Origin of the sequence: Vibrio sp. 2-1-2a (assembly GCF_032648565.1) — a bacterium.
Lineage (GTDB): Bacteria > Pseudomonadota > Gammaproteobacteria > Enterobacterales > Vibrionaceae > Vibrio > Vibrio diabolicus.
On sequence record NZ_WBOH01000006.1, the window covers coordinates 375,869 to 398,553 of the forward strand.

Here is a 22,685-nt window from a genome sequence, read left to right on the forward strand (position 1 = left end):
AAAGGGTTACGCTTTTTGGATAATTCGGTAAACCGTTGCAGTTAGGAAAAAGGCCGCAGAAACAATGATGATGGATGCGCCTGATGGCACTGGTAGCTCAAGCTCCATCGGCAGTATGGTTCCGACTAAACACGCAATGGTTGCCAATAAAGAAGAAAGGAGAACGAAACTGCCCATGCGTTTAGTCAATAACCTAGCCGTTGCACCAGGAATCAGTAGCAATGCACCAACCAATACCGCGCCAATAATCTTTACCGCGGCGATGGTGACCAAGGTGATCATCATGACAAATAAGTAATCATAAAAGCTGGTATTAAAGCCGCGTACACGTGCAATATCCGGGCTGATACAAGTCAGCAAAATGCGGTTAAACGTAGGAATAAGAAGCAGTAATATGATCAAACAACTGATCGCTAAAATAAGGATATCGTTGTCCGTCACGGTCAAGATCGATCCGAACAACACGTTCTCCAACATGTGAATGTTGATCTTACGAGCGACGTACATTAACAGCGCAGCACCAACCGCTAACGCTAGTGCAAGAAAAACCCCAACCAGTGTATCGTAAGGTACATTGGTACGATTACGAACAAAGTGAAGCAACAGCGCAAAAATCATACAAAAGCTAAACAAGCCGATGATCGGATTCTCTGGCGGCTCACCGAGCAACACACCAATCGCGATTCCGGTAAGCGCAGCGTGCCCAACCGCTTCAGAGAAAAAAGCCAGTCGCTTGGCGATGACTAATGTCCCAAGACCACCAAGTAATGGTCCTAATATCAACGCAGCCACAATTGCGTTCACCATGAAGGCATAAGAAAAGCTATCGCTTAACCATCCAGCTTCAACGCCGCTAACCGCTAACTCTCGTAACCAATCCATTATGCAGCCTCCACTTTTGCTGTGTAGTGCTTAAATAATGTTTCTATACGATCAGGGCTTAGCACATCTGAATGGTGACCTGACGCCACAATTTGACGATTTACGACATGGACCTGAGCATCTAAACGGCGCACTGCGGTCACGTCATGGTGTACTGCCAGTACCGTTTTGCCTTCTCCAACGACTTCATGAATCAAACCTTCAAGATACCGAACACCTTGCTCGTCCATACCAGTTGTAGGTTCATCTAAAACCAATAAATTGGGCTCATCCAGTAAAGCTTGCGCAAACAAAACACGCTGTTGCTCACCGCCAGAGAGTTGCCCCATACGACGATCGCAACGCGTTGCCATGCCCACGCGATCCAACTGGGCCAGGGCATGTTGAGTTTGTTTAGTTTTACGTCGCCAAAATAGAGGGATACGGGTTTGATTAAGCAGCACAAAATCCATCACGGTTAACGGGAGGCTTGCCTCGAACATCGCCTTTTGTGGTACATATCCTATCTTACCCGATGCAGCTGATTGCTCTGGCCAATTGAGTGCAATGTTTCCCGAAAATGGTGTTAGCCCAAGTATCGAACGAAGCAAAGAGGTTTTCCCACCACCATTCGGCCCCATGATAACGTGGCATTTAGCGCTCTCGAATTCAGCGCTGATGTTCTGCAAAATAATATTGTCGGCGTATTTTAGGCCCACGTTACTTAAGGAAACGGAAGGTCCAGTCATTACGCCTTTTCCCCTGCTCGCTTGCTCGCAACAAACTTCATTGCCTCAATGAGCGTTTCCACGTTATCTAGCATCTCAAGTTCGACTTTATCAGCCTCATACTCACCGTGAGTCATGTGAGAAAAGCGATAAAGCTGCACCCCAGTCGCCTCTTCGATGGTATCAACAAAACGGTTCGGCATATTGAGCTCATAAAACAGCACATCAATACCCGATTCACGAATTTTCTCAATCGTTTCCTGCAACTGACTGGCACTTGGTTCAACACCATGAGCAGGCTCAATGACAGCTGCGACGTCAACACCAAATTCCTGAAGGATATAACCGTAAGCATTATGGGTTGTCGCCACCTTCATACCAGCCGTGTCCAACTCTCCAAGAGACAACATTGCATCACGCTTCATCAGGCGGAAAGTTTTCGCGTATTTACGAGCATTTTGGCGATAAAAAGTAGCGTTGTCTGGGTCCAGTTTACTTAGCTCACTCGCGATGGTGTAAACCTTTTGAATAGTGGTCGATAGACCAACAAAGGTGTGAGGGTTCACTGCACCTTGACCAACTGACTGCCCCATCGCCGGTAACAGAGGCACTTCTTTGTTCGCTTCGATAACCAAGAGATCATCACGCTGAGAGGCTTTGATCACTTTCAGTGCAAAATCGTCATGGCCAATACCATTGATCACTATCGCATCCATTTCATTCAAACGTTTAAGATCATTGGGTTGCGGTAAATAGTTATGAGGGTTAAAACCAGCATCGACCAGAGGAATGATGTTCGCCTTGTCATCAACAACAGCTTTGACATAGCTGTAATAAGGTTGAAGCGTAATACCAATACTGAGTTTATCGGCAGCAAAGCCAGTAGAAGACACCGTCAATAACACGGTGGCTGTAAGAATACGACGTAAAAGAGTGCGTTTGATCATAGTACTTATCAATTATGTTGTCTTAATGGGCGTGAGAATGGGAAGAAGAGGAATCTGACAGAACGATTTGTTGCCAGCCATGCTGGCGGCGTTTTGCTAGATCGATTAGTACCTCCGCATTTAACGATCGGCTAGAATCACTAAACCAAATATCAGCTTGAGAGCCACGGCTATCCAGAAGCATAGAGGCAGAACCTTGGGCATTTTTCTTCATGCCAATGTAGACTCCGTCATCGATTCGTTTCCACTGATGAGACCCTTTTCGCTTCCAATTTTGGTCTTTTACGAATGGAGCAATCCAAAGCGCCTCCATGTCAGAGACCTCAGGCCAAGTTCCAGTTTCTAGCTGCAAATCACGAATCTCTTCATGAGCAAGCTTAAGTTCAGCGATCAAGCCCAACTCGTTTTGATGTAAGTCCGTGATTAAAACTTGATGAGCCTGTATGTCTGGCTTTTCAGTCGCGACCTGATGGTAGGGCATAAGTATGGCTGCAGAACCGAGAATCACTGCTATAGTCAGTGCGACCCACTTTCCTTCTCGGTTACCATCATCAGGGCGAACTTTCTGTACACTCATTTCTCTTTCAGCTCAACGATATCCACTTCCACCGGGCTTTCATGTCCGGCATCAAATACCAAATAGAAATCTGTTTCAGGGTGATTAAATTCTGCGATGGAACGCTTATCTGTTTTCTCTTTGGCGATCAGATTGTCGTCGTAATCGTACATTTCGACATCGTAGTCGACCGCTGTCGATCCATCCGAGTAGCCCGCTTCACAAATCACTTTATCTTGCGCCAAGTGACAACTCATCAGAGGGAAATGTGCAGCAGCGTGAAAAGAAGTAAATCCAGAAAAAATCAAAGCAGCTTTGAGAAGAGAAGTGTTATTCATGATGATTCCAAAATGGCCCAGCGATTGCTGAGCCTAATTCGATTAGTTAAGTTGAGTTTCAAACGTAAGGTGAACATTGGCACTCGCTTTATCCGCTAATGGATTATCTTTTAATTCACCTTTGTAGTTCGCTTTCATTAAGTAGCGCCCTGCGACCTCTGGCGTGAAGATCACTTTGCCATCTTTATCACTCACCACATCGATTTGTTCTTGATGGTTTCGATACATGGTGCCTTCACGTGTGATCTCCGCTGTGACGCCCTCTTGTGGCTCACCATTGAAGAAAAACTGGAAAGTGACTGGTTCACCTTCAATGATGTCCGATGGATGCGTGATCGGTTTCATCTCCAGCATTTTGCCTTCAATCTCCAACGCTTTGTCCGTTGGCATACCAACCGTAATGTAGCTTTCTGCTCGGGTGTAGCTTAGTTGAGTAACCACATCACGTGCTTGCTCGGGAAGCACATCACCACGCTCAGCTTTGTTTGCTCGCGCCCACTTCACCGTATCACGACGACCCGCTTTGTATTGGGTGTAGTAACTCGGCTGATTATTGATCGCGACTTTGTGCGTACCTTCTTCCGTAAAAAAGAAATCAAACATAGAACGACGTTTGCCACGAACAACAAAGTTAGGACGCTCAGAACGGCCATCCGGCATCACCACGAATGCTTGGTCACTACCCGCAGGCTTGTCAAAAACAAACGTTCCGTGAGAAGCAGTAACATCAAATGTCAGCCAGTCACCGCCTTCTTTTGAAACCGTAAAGTGAGAAGGCAGAACCCAACGTGGATGCGCTTGTGCGGTGGTTGTTGCAGCCAATCCCATTGCCATTACACTCGCCAATGCCACTGCTTTGATTTTGGTTTTCATTGTTGTGTCCTTTAATCACTTAACTTGATAATTGACGGTGATGACACCCGTCTCTTGTGTTGGTTTAAGCTCATAGCGCACGTCACTGTCCGCTAGCGTTATTTTTTGACGTAAGTAGTTTCGCCCACCATGTTCACGAACAACTTCGACGTACAACGTGTAATTTCCTTGCTCCAAACGCTTTCCTGCATCATTGGTTCCGTCCCAGACAAAACGGTACTGTCCAGCAGGGCGCGTTGCAGACGTCACCGCATCAACAAGTTCACGATCATAACGACCCGCTTTTCTCCACCAGTTGCGCAGGTCTTTTAGCCATTCGTCTTTTCCTACCCATAGCTGAATGGTTTTAACCGGTTTACGCTGGTCATTTTCAACCCACACCGCCACATAAGGGCGTGCGTACATTGAAGTGTCTATCTTTGGAAGTTCGAATTCGAAATCGATCTTCGCGTTATCTGGTAGAGGAGCCGCAGAAAGAGAGAAAGGAGCAAAAGCCGCGATCAAAGCGGCTTTACAAAAGTGATTACGGCGGAAAAATCTTCCTGTGTTCAACATAAGTGTTCTCTAAAAAAGCTGTTATGGAACAGCAACAAAATAAATCACGAGCGACAGTAACGTACCAAAGCTCATCCATTGCATTGACGTTCTAAGCGTCTTCTTCTTAGGCAGTAATAAGCACACACCTGTTAGAACAAAAAACACCATCAAAAGCGCAGTGACGTCGATAAACCACTTCCAAATCCCACCACTGTTGCGTCCTTTATGTAGATCGTTCAGCAGCGCAACAATACCGTAGTGCGTCGTTTCAACCTCTGCCGCACCGGTGGTCATATCAATAAAGACCGTAGCGTTATAACCTGGGCCTTTAAAATCCATAGACAGCTCTCCGAGTAACAACTCACCTTGCTCAACTTCGGTATACACATCTAGTGCGGAGGGAGTGCCGCGAAGCTCGGTTTCTTTAGTCAAGAAAGCCACCAGCCCTTCACGATTAGGTTGAAAGGTATCTGAATGTGAGAATAGAACTGAGTGTGGAACCGTAAGAGTATGTTGTTGAATGATAGGTTCACGGCGTTCAAATAATTCGGGGCGATTAAGGGTAATACCAGTTATTGCAAAAAACAGCGTAACTAAGAGAAGAGCCATCGAAATATAGATATGTAGGCGGCGAGCCCAAGTTTGAACACCTTTGCTTTTAAGCAACATAGAAACAATCATCACCAATAAATGTGGGGCATAATTTAGGTGATAATCATTCGTATTGGCATTTAATTTACATTGTTTACTTTTTCAATTCAGCTTGGCTGGCGCATGTTGTAACTATTTGAGCCAATGTGAGTTACCGATTGCCTACCCTCTAGATAATAACCCTATCAATTTTAATGACTCAAAATTTAATGATATTTCCAATACTAAAAAGTGGGATAGACTCCACCAAAATGCGCCTTTATGTATATTTAATGAAAAACTTAAAAGCTATCGATAAGCTAGATTAAAAAGGTAAGCTAAGAAGTTAGTGTTGGGTTAGATAGAGAAGATTTTCTGATGCTAGCCAAACGCTATGGTGCAGTTCAGAAGGAAAATATGAACAAGAATGTTGTAATAATTCTCTTATCACTTTTCTCAAGTGTCACTTTCGCAAGTGAAAAGTTTGAAGCCAGTTTGTTTAACAACGTAAGCCAATCTATCGATAATTATGGTGCGAAAATAAAGCAGTGCGAATCTATGGCAGACCAGAATACACCTGACAAACAAACTCTAGAGTATTCAAAGAAGCACATAGAAGCATTTACTCCTGTTCTGCCGTTTTTAAGCGAGAAAGCTTTTGAGGCTTGTGTATTAAAAGAGAAGCAAGAGCTAGCATATTATCTATTAATAGCAAAAAATAACGCTTCAAGAACCTCAACATTAAAGCTTGTAGAATCGACTGAAAGCCTTACTTTTCATATCGAACCTACATCGAGAGAAAAGTTTGAAACACTGAGCAAGGTACATCAAGAATATATAGAGAAAAGCCCTTTTTTCTCCCGACCATTTGATGCATTAGCTTTTTATGAAAAGCTCATACGGTAAATAGCCTTTATGACTTTAGACAAAAAATACCCGAGACTGAGCTCGGGTATTTAATAAAAATGTTCGCTATGAGTTTTGCGTCGATTCTACTTTGCGTAGCTGAGATAGATACTTAACCCAACTTTTTGCCTGATTCGACGGTTTTATCTCATCCGCTCTTTTGGCATTAACAAGTGCATCGTCAAACCGCTTAAGCTTGTAGTAAGCGCGAGTTTTGATAAGTGCGACATCCGCTTTACGACCGCTGACCTTATCGAGCGCGGCAAGGGCATCTTTATAGTGGCCTTCTTGCACCAATAATTGAGAGTAGTTCCAGTAATACTGTCGGTCTAACTGAGCAGCAACACGCCAACTATCGATAGACTCTTCCCACTCTTTTGCCATTTGCCAATACGTCGCTTGCTGAGCTTTCAGTTTACTATTCGAGTTTACATCCTCTAGCTCGTTCATCACCAACGCAGCTCTCTCAGGAATACCTCGTTTCGCGTACAATTGTGCCAGCAGCTTTAAGTCATCTTGGCTAAGTTGTAATCCTTTCAGTTTTGCCAACGCCAAAGAGTCCAGAGCACGTTTGTTGTCATCAACACGCAGGTAAAGAGCAACAAGCTGACGCCACCATTCAATTCGCTCAGGTTCAATCGCGATCAAGCGTTTGATGGTCGAGATTGCCGGCTTCCACTTTTTCAGTTCTAGCTCAGCAGAAAGCTTTATCGACAATGCGCCAAGCTTGTCTGGCTGACCAAACTTCTCATAACGAGCCATTGCTGAAAGCACTTTCTGCCACTGACTCAGTTGATAATGAGATTGGGAAATACGCAGCCATAGCTCATGCGCTTTTTGACCTTTAGGAATGTTTTTGCTCAAGGCATAGTAATGAGGTAACGCCTTAGAAAAGCGTTGCTCGTTCAGCAGTATATCTGCCAACATCTTTCGGGTTTGCCATGCTTGCTCATCTTGTAGCAAACCACTATTGACTGCCAACTCAAGTTGCTTAATTGCTGCTTGAGTTTGTTCATTCTGCCAGTAAAAAATACCCAACATTCGAGCGACATAAGCTTGGTCATATCCACGAGAAAGCTCCATAGCTTCAAGAGATGAAATCGCTTCTTTTAGTTTCTCCTCTTGAGCCAAGTTGTGTGCTCGTTGAACTCTCGCGGCAGTGTATTGGCTTAACTCACTGGCAATGGTTGAAAGTGCACTCAGGCTTAATACCGTACCGATTAAGAATTTTTTCATCATTTGGCTAACTTGAACTCCACTTTAGCGGTTTGTCCATACTGCTCAATTGACACACCATCCTCAACTTTTGGCTGATACTTCCATTTTTTAAGCGCACGGATTGCTTCCCTTTCGAACATACGCTGTGGCTCAGCCTCGATCACTTCAATATCTTTTGGTCGTCCTGTTGCATCGATCGTGAAACGCATAATGACATAGCCTTCAACTCTACGTTTCAGCGCCTTACTTGGATAACGAGGATCAACACGATACAACGGCAGTGCTTGTTGGTTGCCCATTGTTCCCTTCAAGTTTGGCGCGCTGATCGCGATACCTTCAAGAGCAGTGTTCAAACCTAAAGCACTGACTGGCGTCATCTGGCTCATTGGCTCCATTTGAGTGTCAGCTTGAGACAGATCCATTGGCTCCGGCGCTTGGGGTGGTTCTGGTTGCTCCGGCACTGAACGTTGACGACGCTGCACGTCTGCTTCATTCTCTACCATCACCATATCAAAACGAACCGCTTCCGAAGCTTCTGGCGCTCGCTGGTTGCCTTTATCAACCATCCACGCCATAAAGCTAAACAGGCTCACGGAAATTAACAATGATGCTGGTAGTGCAAGTAACAGCCTGCCCATTAAGGTTTCTCCGCCGCCAATGCGATGTTTTTCACGCCCGCCGCTTTTGCAGCGTCCATCACTTTCACGACAGTGCCATTGTAAGCATGCTCGTCAGCTTGGATAACTAACGAGGCATCAGGCTGATCAAGTAACAGGTGCTCAATAGAGGCCTCAACACGCTCAATATCAACCACTCGTTTGTCGATGTACACATCATTCGCTGCCGTTACTGCGATAAAAATGCCCGCGTCTTTTTGGCTTACTACATTAGAAGCCTGAGGGCGATTCACTTCTACACCGGATTCACGTACAAACGAACTGGTCACAATGAAGAAGATCAACATGATGAAGACGATATCAAGCATCGACGTTAAATCGACTTGAGCTTCATCTTGTTGGTTAGGTCTGCGTCCGAGTCTCACTTTTGACTCCTTAAAGATTGTTCTAACTGGATAGCTTTTCGTTCACACACTTTGCTAAGGCGAGCATGAATAAACATGCCCGCCAGCGCTGCCACCATACCCGCCATGGTTGGCAGCGTAGCAAGTGAGATACCAGAAGCCATCAATTTCGGATTGCTGCTGCCTTGCGATGCCATTACGTCAAACACCGTAATCATGCCCGTCACCGTCCCTAACAACCCTAGCATTGGGCAAACCGCCACAAGTAGCTTAATGGTCGATAGGTTTTGGCGCAGTTCGATTTGCGCTTTTGCAATCCATCCTTCACGGATTTGATGTGCGTACCAAGAGTGGTGCTCTGATCTTTCTTGCCACTGCTCACAAAGCTGTTTCTTTACCCCAGGGAAAACCGTTGTGAGATAAATAACTCGCTCCATAACCAACAGCCAGCACACCGCCACGACGGCAGCCAGCCACCATAGGATTTGACCACCTTGTTGCATAAAGCTCATCAAGGTTGTGGCCCAATCCTCACTGATCAAACCCAATGTGTTGAGTAGGATCTGCTCCATTACGCTGCGTTCTCCGCTAAGGTGTTAGAGTGACTTTTGTTGCTCGGCATATCACGCTCAGCTTGTTCTGCAACTAAACCGATACCTTGCTTTTCTAAGATACTGCGAATATTTTCTGCTTGAGAGCTCAATACGTTGTGCGCCAATAACAATGGCATGGCTGAAACAAGGCCAAGTACAGTAGTTACAAGCGCCATCGAAATACCACCCGCCATTACTTTCGGATCACCATTACCAAATTGAGTGATGACTTGGAAGGTTTCGATCATACCCGTTACCGTGCCCAGTAGACCAAGCATAGGGGCCAGCGCAGCAAGAAGCTTCAGCATCGACAACCCTTTTTCTAGGTGGGTTTGCTCATCAACAACGGCTTCCAAAAGACGTAGCTCTAACGCTTCTACGCTGCGATGCTTATCTTTCTGATACACCGCAAGCACACGACCCAAAGGGTTGTCTCCTGGCTGTGCTGGAGTTTTCAGTTGCTTCATGATTTTCTGGCGCGAAATCATCAGAGATGCACCACGTACGAGAGCAATCAATAGGCCGATAGCTAATAAACCAAGGATGATTTTACCGACAACGCCGCCTGCATTTAGGCGATCAGCCAAAGTCGGTGAGTTTGCGAGCTGCTCAAGAAGAATGCCGCGTGACGGGTCAATGACAAGCGCATCAATGTCACCAGAGGAAATAGTATTCGCTGTTGGACCGCTTTCAGGCTGACGAAGATAGTTTACCGCATCTCCGCGTTGACCATTCCACTTAACGTAGCCAGTGTCATGCAGCAGCGCCATAGAACCAAGACGAACACCATTAACCGTTTGTTCACGACCTTCGCCATTTAGCAGTGTGAAAGAGACGTTTGCCATCTCACCACTTGCTTTGATTTGTTCTTCCATGCTGTGCCACATCGCCTGAAGTTGGGTCAACGTTGGCAGTGATTTAGCCGCAACAATAGCATCGATATCTTTCTGATATGAGTTTGCATCTACACCCGTTACTGAACTCTTGAGCTCTGACTCTAGCTCTTTTGCGTTCTGGCGAACGACGCCAAATAGCTCACCTAAGCTCCCGGTTTCTAGACGTAGCTTTTCTTCTAGCTGCGCCAGTTCCGCTTCGTTTTCACCGAAAGTAACACTTAATGAGTCCGCTTCTGCTTGAAGAGCAGCCCGCTCTGCAGCCAATTTATTCTTTATAGCCTGTAGCTCTTGCTCTGTTTTCTTAAAACCTGATTCACGCGTGACATTGTGCGATTGCTGTTGACGATTTTCTTGCTGCGCCTTTTGTAACAACGCATCACTAGCAACAGTTGTATGAGGCATTAATGCGGCTGTCGAGATTAGTGCAACCGATAACCATTTTTTCATCATTTATTTGCCCTCCGCAGCGGTTAACGACACTGGCAGAGTTAACATACTCGGCGCGATCTGTTTATTCGCCATAGCGAACGCTTTATCTAGCTCTGATTTTTGCTCAGAACCCACTTGTTGCCATGCTTGTTGTTGCTGTGACCAGCTCCAGAATGTCTCACCAGATAAGCTACGTGCTACCAAAGACAAACGCCCTAAATAGAGAATGTCCGCCTCCACAGCTTCATTGTCACCCAGGTTAATCTTGCCTTGGTAAACGCCAAGCTTGGTGCCGTAATCCATTTCAATTTGGTACGCTTCTAAAATACGACGAAACTTCTCTGCATCCGCAACGTCTGCACGCGTCATCATGGAATCCAGCTTTGCAATTCGCTCCTCACGTTGCGCTTTGCGTATAGGCTTGTCGTTAGCGACGAGCACTTTTAAGCCTTCAAGCATGTGATACATCAAAGGCACGACACCTTGACGAGTTTGAGCAATCTGCTCAATTTGCTCGTTCAAGCTATCAACTTCTTGATTTTGGCTCTCAACAAGGCTTGCAAGATGATCGCGATAAATCTTCAAGTTACCGACTTCCTCTTGCAGCTGCTCAATTTCAGCTTCTAGAGTAAGTGATTTTTCTGCGCTTGCATCAATACGTTTTTGGCTTACCGCCGACGACTGGTTTGTTTTACTCTGCACAGCTTGTGCATCGTTTAAGTTCGCCGCGTGAGCGGGAATCAAAACCGATGATATCAACAGAGCGATACTTGATTTCATTAGATTCATACGAGTTATATTTCTGTGTTCCAAAAACGACCAAAGGGGAAGACTACCCTTCCCCTTTAATAATCAAATTGTTATCAGTACTTGAACTGGATTGTTGCCATGTAGTTGCGGTCTTCTCCAACCACAACCCCACTCGCACCTTTTTGCTCGCTATTCGTGCTACCGCCACCTGCGAAGTAGTCGGTATCGAATAAGTTCTCGACATTGAATCGAGCAATGATATCCAAGTTTTCATCGTACTTATGTTTGTATGACACGCCCATATCAACGCGAGCGTAGCCATCTTTCTTGAAGGTGTTCTTTGCATCACCGTAGCGATCACCTTCATAAATCAAACCGAGGTTTAAGTTAGTGTTGTCTTGAACCTTGTAGCTAGACCATAGACTTGCCGAGAACTCTGGCACGTCTACAGGGCGGTTACCCTCGAATTTTTTATCCGCTTTCGTCAACTCTGCATCCAAATACATTGCAGAAGCCGTTAGCGACAACTCTGGGGTCACAAAACCTTGAGCCATTAACTCAGCACCTTTGTGAACTTGCTCACCACCTTGCGTTTTCTTGTATAGGAGGTTACCGCCCGCGTCTTTGCCGCTTTCAACATCCAGCGAGATGTTCTCTAATGTGATATCAAACACTGCACCGGATACAAATAAGCGCTGATCAAACAGTTCCCACTTAGTTCCGATCTCGTAAGAGATACCACGCTCTGCGTCTAGCTTCTCGCCATCGTTCACGTAAGTTTTGCCACGACCACTGCTGACTTCACCTTGCGGCATAAAGCTTTCAGAGTACTGAACGTAAACCGAGCCATTTGTCGCTGGGTGGAAAATTACACCAAATTTTGGAGAAACTTGATTCTCTGTCAGGTCATCATCACGCTTTTCATCATAACGAACCCCTGCAAGTACTTGCCAAGACTCGTTAATAGTCATCATGTTTTGCGCGTAGATACCCCAAGTATCGTACTCAGTTGTTGGTGATTTCTTCGAACTACGATAGCCAGGCTTAGGCACCGTTTCTCCTGGCGCAATACTCGCCTCATTATGAAATGCCATAAAGCGATCATAACTGTAATCTAAGTAGTTAGCGCCCACTAACAACGTGTTTTCCGTACCGAACAAAGTAAAGTCCGTCGTCACATCTATATATGCAGTATCAAATACCCAATTATCGGAGCGATCATTCCCTTTGTGTCGAATCACACCGTCTTTGTCATAATTGTCAAACTTAGGGTAAGACTCCACATCAAAACGCTTAAAGTCTTGACGGTTGTAACCCGCTTTTACGTTTACATTGTCAGTCACTTGAGCATTAATATCGATACCGTAGTTTTCTACTTCGTTGTCAATCTTTGACCACTGGGCATCCCAGATGTGCTTGTCACCGCGAACCGCTTTACCATCCACAATGTAAGCACCAGAATCCACGCTACCATCGTCTTTCGTGCGATCGTAATGCGCTGACACCATAAAGTTGTCGGTGATGTCGTACTCAACCACTAGGCCCGCAACCGTACGATCCGTTTCTGGCTCGGTACCATCGCCGTAGCTGCGCCAAGAGCCGTAGCTTTCTTTGGCAAAAATTGCGCGCGCGCGCAGTGTCTCTGCATCATTTAGCGCGCCACTCACATCAAGCACAGTACGTGAGTGATCATTCGAACCTAGATCTTGACTCAAACTAGCTTGTGTTTGAGTTATTGGTTTTTTCGAAACCATGTTTACTAAGCCACCCGGCTCAGATTTACCGTATAGCAGGCCTGATGGACCTTTAAGCACTTCAACACGCTCTAAAAGCTCAATTGGCTGACGGTAGTGTGACCAGTGTTGACGGCCATCACGAAGAAAACCGTCTGAACTGCTAAGCTCAAAACCACGTAGAGAGAAACGTTCGCGGTTACGGCTTGTACCACCCGCGCTAACACTTGCATCGTTACGTAGCACTTCACCAAGTGTACTTGCACGCTGCTCATCAATTACCGTTTCATCGATAACCGCTACTTGTCCTGGCGTTTCCAGCTGCGTCATTTCCATGCGCATTGCTGTACTGTTTGTATCCGCCTTGTAGCCGAACTCTCGACCTTCTACAACTACATGTTCGTCTGTTTGAACGTCCGCCACTGCAGGTGTTGCTAACACCGCACCGATCACTAGCGCCAAATGGCTCTTAGTAAACATATCCTTTCACTCCGATTATTATTTTTCGGGTCACATGCTTGTTGAATGCGATTCCCTCTTAATTATTTCGCGGGTGAATATAAGTGATAAGTATTACCATTTGCATTAAATTTACATTCTTTGCATTTGCAAACTTTTGTAAAGTACTCTCTGATGACGAGCCACAATAACGTGATCAACATCACGGTTAATAAGACTTAACCATACTTACTGCTTGAACACCAAAGTAACACTCAGACCTCCTTGTTCACGATTTTTCGCCGTAACGGATCCACCCATAATGCGCATGGATTCTTTGACAATCGCGAGACCTAAGCCGTAGCCGCCAAGCTTCTTATCTCTTGATGCATCTAAGCGAGTAAATGGGTCAAAAATATCGACCAACTTGTTCTCTGGAATACCAGGCCCATCGTCGGATACAGACATGGAAATCAATTGCTGCCCATCTTTGACATGATTAGCCAGAGAAACTTCTATCTGAGATGCTTGCCCTGAATATTTGATGGCATTTCCAACAAGGTTATTCAAACAACGAATGATGAGCGTTTCTTCGCAAAAAGCTTTGGCGCATGTTGCTTCTGAACGGAATGACAATGTTTGTTCTGGTTTTAAATCGATTTTGCACCGCTCTACTTGCGGTGCGAGCAATACCTCTAAATCACGGCGCTTCGCACCTTTGTCGAAACGCGCATTTTCCAAGCGACTGAACTCCAAGATATCGCTTATCAAATGGTTTAGCTCTTTAGCTTCGTCTTCTAGCCTGGTCACCAAGCTTTGCTCGTTCTCCCCAACTCGCTTCCGTAAAAGGTGTAGAACTAAATTCTGTCTTGCTAACGGCGTTCGGAGCTCGTGGGAGACATCTCTTATAAGCAATCGCTGCTTTTCGGCAAGAGAATGAATTTGCTGTGTCATGTGGTCGAAGTCTTGCGCCAGCTCGTTAAACTCGCGCGTATTCGATTTTAACTCTTTCACCACACTGACATTAAAGTCTCCGTTAGATAGCTTTTTGCTTGCTTCTCTTAAGCGATCAAGCGGCTGTTGTAAGTTGCGTGCCATTAGCAATGAGAACAACGCCAAAATAACTACCGCAATCACCACTTTGAGAATAGAGAAATATAAAATGAAGTCATGTGCGGGATGCAGTCGATGTGGCAGTTGAATCACCAAGCTATTATCTCTAACCAAAGGGATATTGATAATCGGGCGATTTACCTTTCCCTCAAGTTGATCATCAATACTTCTTTTAAATTGAAGTTTGAACTCGAAGTGTGGATGCATTAAACGGTGAGTGACGGGTTGCTGGTGCTCATTCAGCACAAACAGATAAAAGTTTTGCGCGTTCGCCCAATCCGCAAGTTCGTCCATATCTCCGTGCTCAATCAGCACATTGGCTTGATGTGCAAGATCGAGCATTTCTTCTCGCACACTGTCCGGCACTTTTAGCATGGCTTTCACGAGAGCTTGCTCAGCCATTGCTTGTACGACCAAAATACTTATCACAATTGCAGTCATATAACTAAACAACTTAAACGCTAAGCTATCTTTACGTTTCGCGATAAAAAGTGGGCACGTGAGCTTCATTAATTGTTTACAGCCTCTAGGTAGCTGTAACCTTTGCCACGGAAGGTTTTGATATGTTGCTTAGAGAGCCCTGCTTCTACTAGCTTGCGACGTATATTACTGATGTGCATATCAAGGTTGCGGTCAAAAGGGCTTAGCTCTTTCTTTAATACTTCGGTTTGGAGTTCCGCTTTTGAAATCACCACACCTTGGTTTTTGACTAAATAGCTCAGTAATTCGGCTTCCGTGCTTGTGAGTGGTAAGCTATTGAGCTGAGCACTGATCGTTTGAACGGTACTGCACATCGCCTGACGTTGGCGCTCTAAACCAACACGACGAAGAATCGCTTTGATGCGCATCAGAAGCTCAGCAACATTAAAAGGCTTTCCTATGTACTGATCGGCTCCCGCTTGGTAGCCATCAAGCATCGAGTTTTCATCATTAAGCGCAGTAAGCATTAGAATAGGTGTCGCGAAGCGTTGACAGATTCTACGGGCAACTTGCATGCCGTTAAGGTTTGGTAACATGACATCAAGCAATACAAGATCTACCGGCGTTTTTTCCATATATTGCAAAGCACTTTCACCGCAATGTACAGAAGAGACAATATAGCCCTCCTCTTGCAAAACTGCTTCTAATAGCTCACACAAAGGAACGTCATCATCCACTATCAAAACTCGAGACATTACCACTCACCATTCAAATAAAAATGGTTCGCATTCTATTACTCATTTACAAATTAAACAACTACACACCCTAGGGCTTTAGTACAAATAGCTCTATAGCAGTAGCCCGGAGTGCTAAGCTAACTAGCACCTGATAATGAGGGTAGATCAGGGCTTTAGCTTCGTCTCCTTAGAGACATTTTCCACGATGTGTTTTAAATGGGTGCTGATCGTTTTTAATGTGACAAGCTCCTCTTCAGTGAAGGGATGCATCAGAACTGAATTTGCTCCGTTTTTTCCAATAACCGTAGGTAGGCTGAGAACAACATCATGCAAACCATATTGCCCCGACATCATCGTACCGACGGGCAACACCGATCGTTCGTTAATCGTCACGGCTTGAATGATTCGAAAGACACTGGCGGCAATGCCATGAACCGTGTTCTGCTTACGCCGAAAGATTTCGTATCCCGCCTGTTTCACCGCCTCAAGAAGTGCGTGCGGATCAATTCTCTCAATGTTATGGGTATCGCAGTAATAGTCGGCCGGTTGCCCAGCGATAGAAATTAAGCTCTTAGGAGTAAAGCAATGGCTACCATGCTCTCCTAATACATAACCAAACACGTTCTTCGGGTCTAGGTCTACACGGCCAGCAACAATACTCATTAAACGAGCGGTATCAACTACACAGCCACTGCTAATAACTTTACTCGGCTCAAAACCGGTGTTGGTGACAATAAAGTGCGCCACGATATCGCATGGGTTTGACACAACAATCAACACCGCATTTGGCGCTACGCGTTCTATTTGACGCGCAATATCAACTCCAATTTGAGCATTAACCTCAGCAATATCTAAACGAGTTTGTCCTTGTTTAATCTGCGTACCAGCGGTGATAACAACAAGAGAGGCTTCGAGTAAATCTAAGTAATCATCCGACGGCATAATGCGTGTGTTTTTTGAAAAAGCCAGTGCCATCGTGTGACGAAAATCAAACACTTCACCCTCGGCACGTTCTAAATTTTTATCAAGTAGAACAAGCTCACTAAAACCACCCAGAGTGAGTAGGTAATTACACACCCCCACACCGACAGCCCCTGCACCAATAACACCGATCTTCATATTTCTCTCTCCCGATAACCATGATGCACTCGCAACTACCTTGCTCTTTAAAAATGAGCGGCAGGAGAATAAAAGTCCAACTTTGGTTCATGATTCGACAGGAGTTCTTCCAACGACCTACCTTGACGAATGGGCGATTTGGCTTTTATTAAGACGATCTGACAACATGCACCTTGAGGTATATCTTCAAAGCAAAAAACGAGTACAATCTGCTCAACACAAAGCAGAAGATGAAGAACATGGAAACATTAGTAATTGGTCATCGTGGTGTTGCTGGCTCATACCCAGAAAATACAAAAGTGAGCGTTCAGGCCGCCATTGACCTCGGATTAAATTGGGTTGAAGTTGATGTACAACCGACCAAAGATAATGTTTTAGTGGTTTGCCATGATCACACCATAAATCGATGCAGTAATGGACAAGGGCGTGTCGATGAACTGACTCTGGAAGAGTTAAAGGCGTTGAATTTTGGTAGCTGGTTCAGCGCAGATTTTTCAGGTGAGAAAATCATGACATTAGATGAGCTGCTCACTTTAGCTACTGAGCACAAGCTTAACTTGAATATTGAAGTTAAGGTAGATCGCCACCCAGCAGAAGAAGTGGCACAAGCTCTCGCCAACGTACTAGCAAAAAGTCCCATGCCGCAAGAGAAGGTACTACTCTCCAGTTTTAGTCATGATGTCATTAGAGCGCTGCATAAATACTGCAATGAGTATCGATTAGGTGTATTGAGTGAATTCTTAACGAGAAAAGATAAACGCCTTTTGGAAGAAGTTAACGCCTATAGCTGCAACCTAAACATTAACTGGGTTCGCTCGCGCCAAATAAACAAACTCCAGCAGGCGGGTTACAAAGTGATGTGTTATACAGTGAACAATCCAAACAAACTGAAGTACCTACCTCAGTTAGACGGTATATTCAGTGATCATCCACAACGCTTTATGCCATAGCACATACCACCTTGAGCTTTAGAGGCACCATTTCGTTACCACTCAATCTGAATTGGTGTCCCCATCTCTACAAGCTGGATAAATTCATCCATCTCTTCATTGGTAATCGCAATACATCCATTGGTCCAATCAAAGCTTTGGATATAAATCGGCAACTGACTCTCACCGTTTTTTAAACCATGAATTTTGATGTTCCCTCCTGGGGACACACCTCGGCGCTTCGCTTCCAACGTATCAATCGCATCAGGGTAGCTAATATGCACAGAACGATAAAAAGCAGAGTCTTCTATAACGTAATCTAAGGTGTATTCGCCCTCAGGTGTACGATTGTCTCCCTCTTCTTGTTTATGCCCTTTAGGGCTCGCCCCTAAAGCAATGCGGTATTCTTTTAGTATTGTGCCTTGTTCCATTAAATACATTCGACGCTTTGACTTGTCGACTTTAACAAGATCTACAGCTGCATGGACGCCAGAAGCCAACACGCAACACAAGAACATAGAGCACCATTTCACTGACATTGCCGGAACGCCTAACCTAACTAAAGTGAACAAGAAAAGAGCGATTATGCTAGTCAGTTAGCGCCCGTAAAGCAAACAGTATCTAGGGTAGAACCTGTATTACCCCAGGAGCTAATGTGATGAACGCACAAGTGCAGAGTCGTAAGATAATACTCATTGAAAGACGTGATCGTTATCGTTGTTTGATATGGCAAAAGTTAAAGAGAAGATTTCTCTATTCATTCCGCCTAAGTTGCATTACTTTATAAGTATATTTATTTATAAAGTCCGCACTTTTTGAGAGGGAACCATGATTAATATTGCTTTTTTTAGTGCAAAATCCTACGACGAGGCCTCTTTTAATAAAATTAAAAATAACCGAGATTTTGAATTCCACTATCACGACTTCCGGCTAACCGAAAAAACCGCCAAAATGGCACATGGTTGCGATGTCGTGTGTGCTTTCGTCAATGATGACCTTTCAGTTCCCGTTCTTAAACAGCTTTCTCTAGGCGGAACTAAGCTTATTGCCATGCGCTGCGCGGGTTTTGATAAAGTTGATCAACAAGCTGCCAAAGAACTTGGCTTACAAGTAGTTCGAGTTCCAGCTTACTCACCAGAGGCGGTGGCAGAGCACACAGTCGGTTTGATGATGTGCCTAAATCGTCGCCTTCACAAAGCCTACCAACGCACACGTGACGCCAACTTCTCGCTAGAGGGCCTAGTTGGCTTTAACTTTTACGGGAAAACCGTTGGTGTCATTGGTACAGGTAAGATTGGTATCGCGACGATGCGTATCTTCAAAGGGCTTGGCATGGAGCTGCTTTGCTATGACCCTTACGAAAATCCATTAGCACTAGAAATGGGAGCGCGTTACTGTTCGCTTGAAGAAATCTACGCTAATGCGGATATTATCTCTCTCCATTGTCCAATGAGTGAAGAAAACTATCACCTATTGAACGAAAAAGCCTTCGCGCAAATGAAAGATGGTGTGATGATCATTAACACCAGTCGAGGCGAGTTGCTGGATTCACTAGCAGCGATAGAGGCATTGAAACAAGGTAAGATTGGCGCGCTTGGTCTAGACGTGTATGACAATGAAAAAGACTTGTTCTTCCAAGATAAATCTAACGATGTCATTGTAGACGATGTTTTCCGTCGCTTATCGGCTTGTCATAACGTGCTCTTTACTGGCCACCAAGCATTCTTGACTCACGAAGCACTTAATAACATTGCCTCTGTGACGCTTGATAACGTCGAAGCCTTCTTCTCTGGCAACGTATCGGGCAATGAGCTGATTAACTAAAGCCAGACAATTGAGAAGTATAGTAGAGCGTGTGATCTCAGCTATGCTATACTTCTCGACTATTTAAAATTTGAGCCAAATTACCATGAGCATAAAAACTGATATTCAAAAGCTGCACAACCGTTTAGATACATGCCAACGTAAACTTGATGCGGCACGTTCTCGTGGTGATCACGAAATGATTACAAAGTTCACGGATGAAGTAGAACAGCTAACCAAAAAGCTTAACCAGTTAAAGCATAAGCAAAACTATGAGCTGAACAAAGAACGTAAAAGCTTACTTGATATGCCATTCTCTCGTGAAATCACCAAAGCAGAACAAGCGGACATCGGCAAACTGAAAAAACGCGTACGCGGCTTAGTAATCGTTCACCCACTAACAAAAGTTGGTAAAGAGCTTCGCCTCGATGTCATGACAGGCTTTGCGCCAAAAGAGTTTTAAACTCATATTAATACTCGTTAAGCCTAAGAATTTGCTTGGGCTTTTTATTTTGTACTGCTTCATTAAATTTCATCGAAATATCAACCCATAAGCTCTTAAAAAGGCCAGCGACAAAAGCCACTGACCAAATTCAAAATGCCAGTCTGCATTACATCTCAACGCTACGACAGTTGCTGCAACTTGTGCTCCACAACGGGATCATTCGGAACTAACTGCTGAGCCACTTCCAAAAGTTGTACTGCATCTTGCGGATTGTCATGCTCATGCTTCATCGCAATATCAACAAGTGGCTGAATATCGATTTGCGCTTGATGCTCCTTCACATGTTCTTTCTTTTCTTCAATTAACACATTATGAGCGGTACTCAGTAAGTTCAAACGATGCTGTGAACTCGCATTCGCCTTGTTAAGGCACTGATAGTAATCTTCTTTTAATCGCAGCGTTTTAGTCTGATGACGAAACTGCGCTATATCTATCTTCTGATAACGTATAAAGTCTACAGCCACTTGCTTATAAAAACCGAATTTATTCAAATACGTCGCGTGGGTACCATGTCCCATACCGAAGACTCTCAAGTGAGTGAGCTCTGGGTAGCGTTTGGCGTGAAGGCGGTCGATTTCATTGGTTGGATCATAAATGATGTAACCTTTTGCATCTCCAAGGTCGAGGTCGTGGTACTTTCCTTCCCAATCAAATTGTTGGGCAAGTTCAGTACTTGACCTGTCATCCCATGGCACTAGCACTTTGTTTTTTGTACTGACCGGGTGAAACATCAATACTTGATCCAACTTTAATAGATTGGAAAAAGCGCCAATAGCAAAACCACCGCGGCTAAGGCCATAACCTAAACGACATTCAAAAGGCTCAAGTAATGTCGATAACTGCTCTAGAAAGAAAATCAAATTACGGCTGCGAAACCAGTTACTTTTCCCAAGGTGCTGAAAAGAAATAATATTTACTTTTTGTTTCTGGGCTAATCGATAGCCCCAAGGCGCAAAGTCTGAGTGTAAGTCCTGTACTTGTAGATTCGTACCAGCTGGGGAAAAGGTGAACAACAGCGGTTTATTGCGGTCGACAAACTCATACTTAACAAACACATCATCAAGTAAGTCCTCCCCGGACATCGGTAGCCTGGTTTGCTGTTCTTCACGAGAAAGAGCCAGCCATTCATCCAACCAGTACAGTAACTTCATTAATCCTCCATCTAAATTGCGCCTAGCAATTGTGTTAAAAATCTAGTTTTTAGTGTGTGATCATCTCCCCCTGGTTACAGGGGACTCTGATATCAGTCCTCTTTTAAAACAAAGCGTGAATTTGCTTATTAAATTGGTCAATATCTATGGTTTGATGACGAACAAACTCCTTCGCCACCAGATTAAAAAATTCTAATTTATCTAATTGTGTGGATTGAGTGCCGTGCCCCATACCGACGACTTTTAAATGAGTTAGCTCTGGGTAACGTTCAGCATGAAGACGATCAATACGATTGGTGGGGTCATAAATAATGTAACCTTTGGCATTGCCCAAATCTCGATCATGGTAGCCGCTTTCCCAATCGAACTGTTGAGCAAGCTCAGTGCTGGGCCGATCATCCCATGGCACTAACGCTTTATTTTTTGAGCTAACAGGATAAAACAACAAAAGATGATCCAACTTCAGTAAGTCAGCGAATGCGCCAATAGCAAAACCACCTCGGCTCTGCCCATAACCCAAACGACATTTGAAGGGCTTAAGCAACTCAGACAACTGCTCCAGAAAGAAAATCAAATTCCGGCTACGGAACCAATTGCTTTTACCTAAATGTTGAAAGGCAATAATGTTTACTTGTTGTTGTATTCCGAGGTCGTAGCCCCAAGGAGAAAAATCCGGAGTTAAGTCTTGTACCTGAGCATCAGTACCGGAAGGAGAAAATGTGAACAACAATGGCTTGTTAAGATCGACGAATTCATACTTCACAAAAACATCATCAAGTAAATCGTAGCCAGAAATTGGTAAAGCAGCATTTTGCTCTTTTTGAGTAAACGCTTGCCATTCATCTAACCAGTAAAGTAGCTTCATTTTTTCTCCAAGTACATCAGCAGTATTTAGACTGAAACTCTATCAAAATGCTTTTAAGCATCCCACGTTGAGACTTAACACAGCTCTACTTAAAGCCCAAATGACCTATGGAAATGTCTTCGATTGAAGATATTACTGCGTAAACTACACCCAAAGTGAGTACGCTAAAGAACTTAGAGAAAGGGCCGGAGAAAAGCCAATTAGAAGTTTTCGATAACAACTGTTAAAAAACAGCAGATACAAAAAAACCGCTGTAAGAACAGCGGTTTTTTAAAGGTGGCGGAGAGATAGGGATTTGAACCCTAGATACGCTATTAACGTATGCCGGTTTTCAAGACCGGTGCTTTCAACCACTCAGCCATCTCTCCACAAATTGTCACTAAAACTTAGTCTTATACTATCGATGCTAATTTTTAGTTTTGCCTTCAGTTATCTTAATTAAAAAGAAAACTTGAAAGCGATATTTAAAGCCTGGCGATGTCCTACTCTCACATGGGGAAGCCCCACACTACCATCGGCGCTATTTCGTTTCACTTCTGAGTTCGGCATGGAAATCAGGTGGGTCCAAAACGCTATGGTCGCCAAGCAA

Annotated in this window: 25 protein-coding genes, 1 tRNA gene and 1 rRNA gene; 4 read left to right on the forward strand and 23 right to left on the reverse strand. The window is 44.4% G+C overall.

The window, feature by feature from the left end; all coding sequences use genetic code 11:
- Positions 1-6: 6 nt before the first annotated feature.
- The 8 genes from F7Y48_RS18090 to F7Y48_RS18125 are packed head-to-tail and all read right to left on the reverse strand — an operon-like array spanning position 7 to position 5,509.
- Positions 7-882 carry a metal ABC transporter permease gene (locus tag F7Y48_RS18090; RefSeq protein ID WP_005393560.1) on the reverse strand — a complete coding sequence of 292 codons (876 nt, stop codon included), beginning with the start codon at positions 880-882 and terminating at the stop codon, positions 7-9.
- Positions 882-1,610, reverse strand: coding sequence for a metal ABC transporter ATP-binding protein (locus F7Y48_RS18095; RefSeq protein ID WP_053807975.1), 729 nt, complete (start codon positions 1,608-1,610; stop codon positions 882-884). Before F7Y48_RS18095 ends, F7Y48_RS18090 begins: the two co-directional genes overlap by 1 nt.
- Positions 1,610-2,536, reverse strand: a complete 927-nt coding sequence (locus F7Y48_RS18100) for a metal ABC transporter solute-binding protein, Zn/Mn family (RefSeq protein ID WP_316685193.1) — start codon at positions 2,534-2,536, stop codon at positions 1,610-1,612. Before F7Y48_RS18100 ends, F7Y48_RS18095 begins: the two co-directional genes overlap by 1 nt.
- Before the next feature lie 22 nt (positions 2,537-2,558).
- Positions 2,559-3,113 (reverse strand): DUF6162 family protein, encoded by a 555-nt coding sequence (locus F7Y48_RS18105; protein ID WP_316685194.1) that lies wholly within the window; start codon positions 3,111-3,113, stop codon positions 2,559-2,561.
- The gene (locus tag F7Y48_RS18110) at positions 3,110-3,430 is read right to left on the reverse strand and encodes a hypothetical protein (RefSeq protein ID WP_316685195.1); all 321 of its coding nucleotides are present in this window, start codon (positions 3,428-3,430) and stop codon (positions 3,110-3,112) included. The genes F7Y48_RS18105 and F7Y48_RS18110 overlap by 4 nt, the downstream gene beginning before the upstream one ends.
- A 42-nt stretch (positions 3,431-3,472) precedes the next feature.
- Positions 3,473-4,303 (reverse strand): DUF4198 domain-containing protein, encoded by an 831-nt coding sequence (locus tag F7Y48_RS18115; protein WP_114323508.1) that lies wholly within the window; start codon positions 4,301-4,303, stop codon positions 3,473-3,475.
- 15 nt (positions 4,304-4,318) lie between these two features.
- Positions 4,319-4,858, reverse strand: a complete 540-nt coding sequence (locus tag F7Y48_RS18120) for a DUF2271 domain-containing protein (RefSeq protein ID WP_316685196.1) — start codon at positions 4,856-4,858, stop codon at positions 4,319-4,321.
- Between the two features lie 21 nt (positions 4,859-4,879).
- Positions 4,880-5,509, reverse strand: coding sequence for a PepSY-associated TM helix domain-containing protein (locus tag F7Y48_RS18125; protein ID WP_085344263.1), 630 nt, complete (start codon positions 5,507-5,509; stop codon positions 4,880-4,882).
- A 339-nt stretch (positions 5,510-5,848) separates the two neighbouring features.
- Here F7Y48_RS18125 and F7Y48_RS18130 point away from each other — a divergent pair, with 339 nt between their 5' ends.
- The gene (locus F7Y48_RS18130; protein ID WP_316685199.1) at positions 5,849-6,376 is read left to right on the forward strand and encodes a hypothetical protein; all 528 of its coding nucleotides are present in this window, start codon (positions 5,849-5,851) and stop codon (positions 6,374-6,376) included.
- A 66-nt stretch (positions 6,377-6,442) separates the two neighbouring features.
- Here F7Y48_RS18130 and F7Y48_RS18135 read toward each other — a convergent pair whose 3' ends face one another.
- The 10 genes from F7Y48_RS18135 to F7Y48_RS18180 form a co-directional block, all read right to left on the reverse strand.
- Positions 6,443-7,615, reverse strand: coding sequence for a hypothetical protein (locus tag F7Y48_RS18135; RefSeq protein ID WP_316685200.1), 1,173 nt, complete (start codon positions 7,613-7,615; stop codon positions 6,443-6,445).
- On the reverse strand, positions 7,612-8,232 hold the full coding sequence (locus tag F7Y48_RS18140) for an energy transducer TonB (RefSeq protein ID WP_006741220.1): 621 nt from the start codon (positions 8,230-8,232) through the stop codon (positions 7,612-7,614). Before F7Y48_RS18140 ends, F7Y48_RS18135 begins: the two co-directional genes overlap by 4 nt.
- On the reverse strand, positions 8,232-8,636 hold the full coding sequence (locus F7Y48_RS18145; protein ID WP_005374257.1) for an ExbD/TolR family protein: 405 nt from the start codon (positions 8,634-8,636) through the stop codon (positions 8,232-8,234). The genes F7Y48_RS18140 and F7Y48_RS18145 overlap by 1 nt, the downstream gene beginning before the upstream one ends.
- Complete coding sequence (locus F7Y48_RS18150; RefSeq protein WP_005393540.1) at positions 8,633-9,187, reverse strand: MotA/TolQ/ExbB proton channel family protein; 555 nt, start codon at positions 9,185-9,187, stop codon at positions 8,633-8,635. The genes F7Y48_RS18145 and F7Y48_RS18150 overlap by 4 nt, the downstream gene beginning before the upstream one ends.
- The gene (locus F7Y48_RS18155; protein ID WP_193448164.1) at positions 9,187-10,554 is read right to left on the reverse strand and encodes a MotA/TolQ/ExbB proton channel family protein; all 1,368 of its coding nucleotides are present in this window, start codon (positions 10,552-10,554) and stop codon (positions 9,187-9,189) included. The genes F7Y48_RS18150 and F7Y48_RS18155 overlap by 1 nt, the downstream gene beginning before the upstream one ends.
- Positions 10,555-11,322, reverse strand: a complete 768-nt coding sequence (locus F7Y48_RS18160; protein WP_053807981.1) for a DUF3450 domain-containing protein — start codon at positions 11,320-11,322, stop codon at positions 10,555-10,557.
- Between the two features lie 74 nt (positions 11,323-11,396).
- The gene (locus F7Y48_RS18165; RefSeq protein WP_316685201.1) at positions 11,397-13,496 is read right to left on the reverse strand and encodes a TonB-dependent siderophore receptor; all 2,100 of its coding nucleotides are present in this window, start codon (positions 13,494-13,496) and stop codon (positions 11,397-11,399) included.
- 207 nt (positions 13,497-13,703) lie between these two features.
- Complete coding sequence (locus tag F7Y48_RS18170) at positions 13,704-15,077, reverse strand: sensor histidine kinase (protein WP_253651409.1); 1,374 nt, start codon at positions 15,075-15,077, stop codon at positions 13,704-13,706.
- Positions 15,077-15,742, reverse strand: coding sequence for a response regulator transcription factor (locus tag F7Y48_RS18175; RefSeq protein ID WP_005393531.1), 666 nt, complete (start codon positions 15,740-15,742; stop codon positions 15,077-15,079). Before F7Y48_RS18175 ends, F7Y48_RS18170 begins: the two co-directional genes overlap by 1 nt.
- Positions 15,743-15,889: 147 nt before the next feature.
- A complete protein-coding gene (locus F7Y48_RS18180) occupies positions 15,890-16,843 on the reverse strand; it encodes a lactate/malate family dehydrogenase (protein ID WP_316685202.1) in 954 nt (317 codons plus the stop codon).
- 239 nt (positions 16,844-17,082) lie between these two features.
- Between F7Y48_RS18180 and F7Y48_RS18185 the strand changes: the two genes are divergently transcribed.
- Positions 17,083-17,793 (forward strand): glycerophosphodiester phosphodiesterase family protein, encoded by a 711-nt coding sequence (locus F7Y48_RS18185; protein WP_109169002.1) that lies wholly within the window; start codon positions 17,083-17,085, stop codon positions 17,791-17,793.
- Between the two features lie 35 nt (positions 17,794-17,828).
- On the opposite strand, the gene F7Y48_RS18190 is transcribed toward F7Y48_RS18185, so the two are convergent.
- Positions 17,829-18,311, reverse strand: coding sequence for a murein L,D-transpeptidase family protein (locus tag F7Y48_RS18190; protein WP_041853100.1), 483 nt, complete (start codon positions 18,309-18,311; stop codon positions 17,829-17,831).
- A 289-nt stretch (positions 18,312-18,600) separates the two neighbouring features.
- Here F7Y48_RS18190 and F7Y48_RS18195 point away from each other — a divergent pair, with 289 nt between their 5' ends.
- A complete protein-coding gene (locus tag F7Y48_RS18195) occupies positions 18,601-19,596 on the forward strand; it encodes a 2-hydroxyacid dehydrogenase (protein WP_316685203.1) in 996 nt (331 codons plus the stop codon).
- Between the two features lie 85 nt (positions 19,597-19,681).
- Positions 19,682-20,038: a YibL family ribosome-associated protein gene (locus tag F7Y48_RS18200; protein ID WP_005374274.1), complete on the forward strand. Its 357-nt coding sequence runs from the start codon at positions 19,682-19,684 to the stop codon at positions 20,036-20,038.
- A 161-nt stretch (positions 20,039-20,199) separates the two neighbouring features.
- Here the strand turns inward: F7Y48_RS18200 and F7Y48_RS18205 are convergent, their stop codons facing one another.
- The 4 genes from F7Y48_RS18205 to rrf all read right to left on the reverse strand — a co-directional run bounded on the left by F7Y48_RS18205 (position 20,200) and on the right by rrf (position 22,682).
- Positions 20,200-21,231, reverse strand: coding sequence for a cytosolic protein (locus tag F7Y48_RS18205; RefSeq protein WP_316685204.1), 1,032 nt, complete (start codon positions 21,229-21,231; stop codon positions 20,200-20,202).
- Between the two features lie 103 nt (positions 21,232-21,334).
- Positions 21,335-22,096, reverse strand: a complete 762-nt coding sequence (locus F7Y48_RS18210; RefSeq protein WP_237309322.1) for a cytosolic protein — start codon at positions 22,094-22,096, stop codon at positions 21,335-21,337.
- A 277-nt stretch (positions 22,097-22,373) separates the two neighbouring features.
- A tRNA-Ser gene (locus F7Y48_RS18215) sits at positions 22,374-22,464 on the reverse strand.
- A 101-nt stretch (positions 22,465-22,565) separates the two neighbouring features.
- Positions 22,566-22,682, reverse strand: a 5S ribosomal RNA gene (rrf, locus tag F7Y48_RS18220).
- Positions 22,683-22,685: the final 3 nt, after the last annotated feature.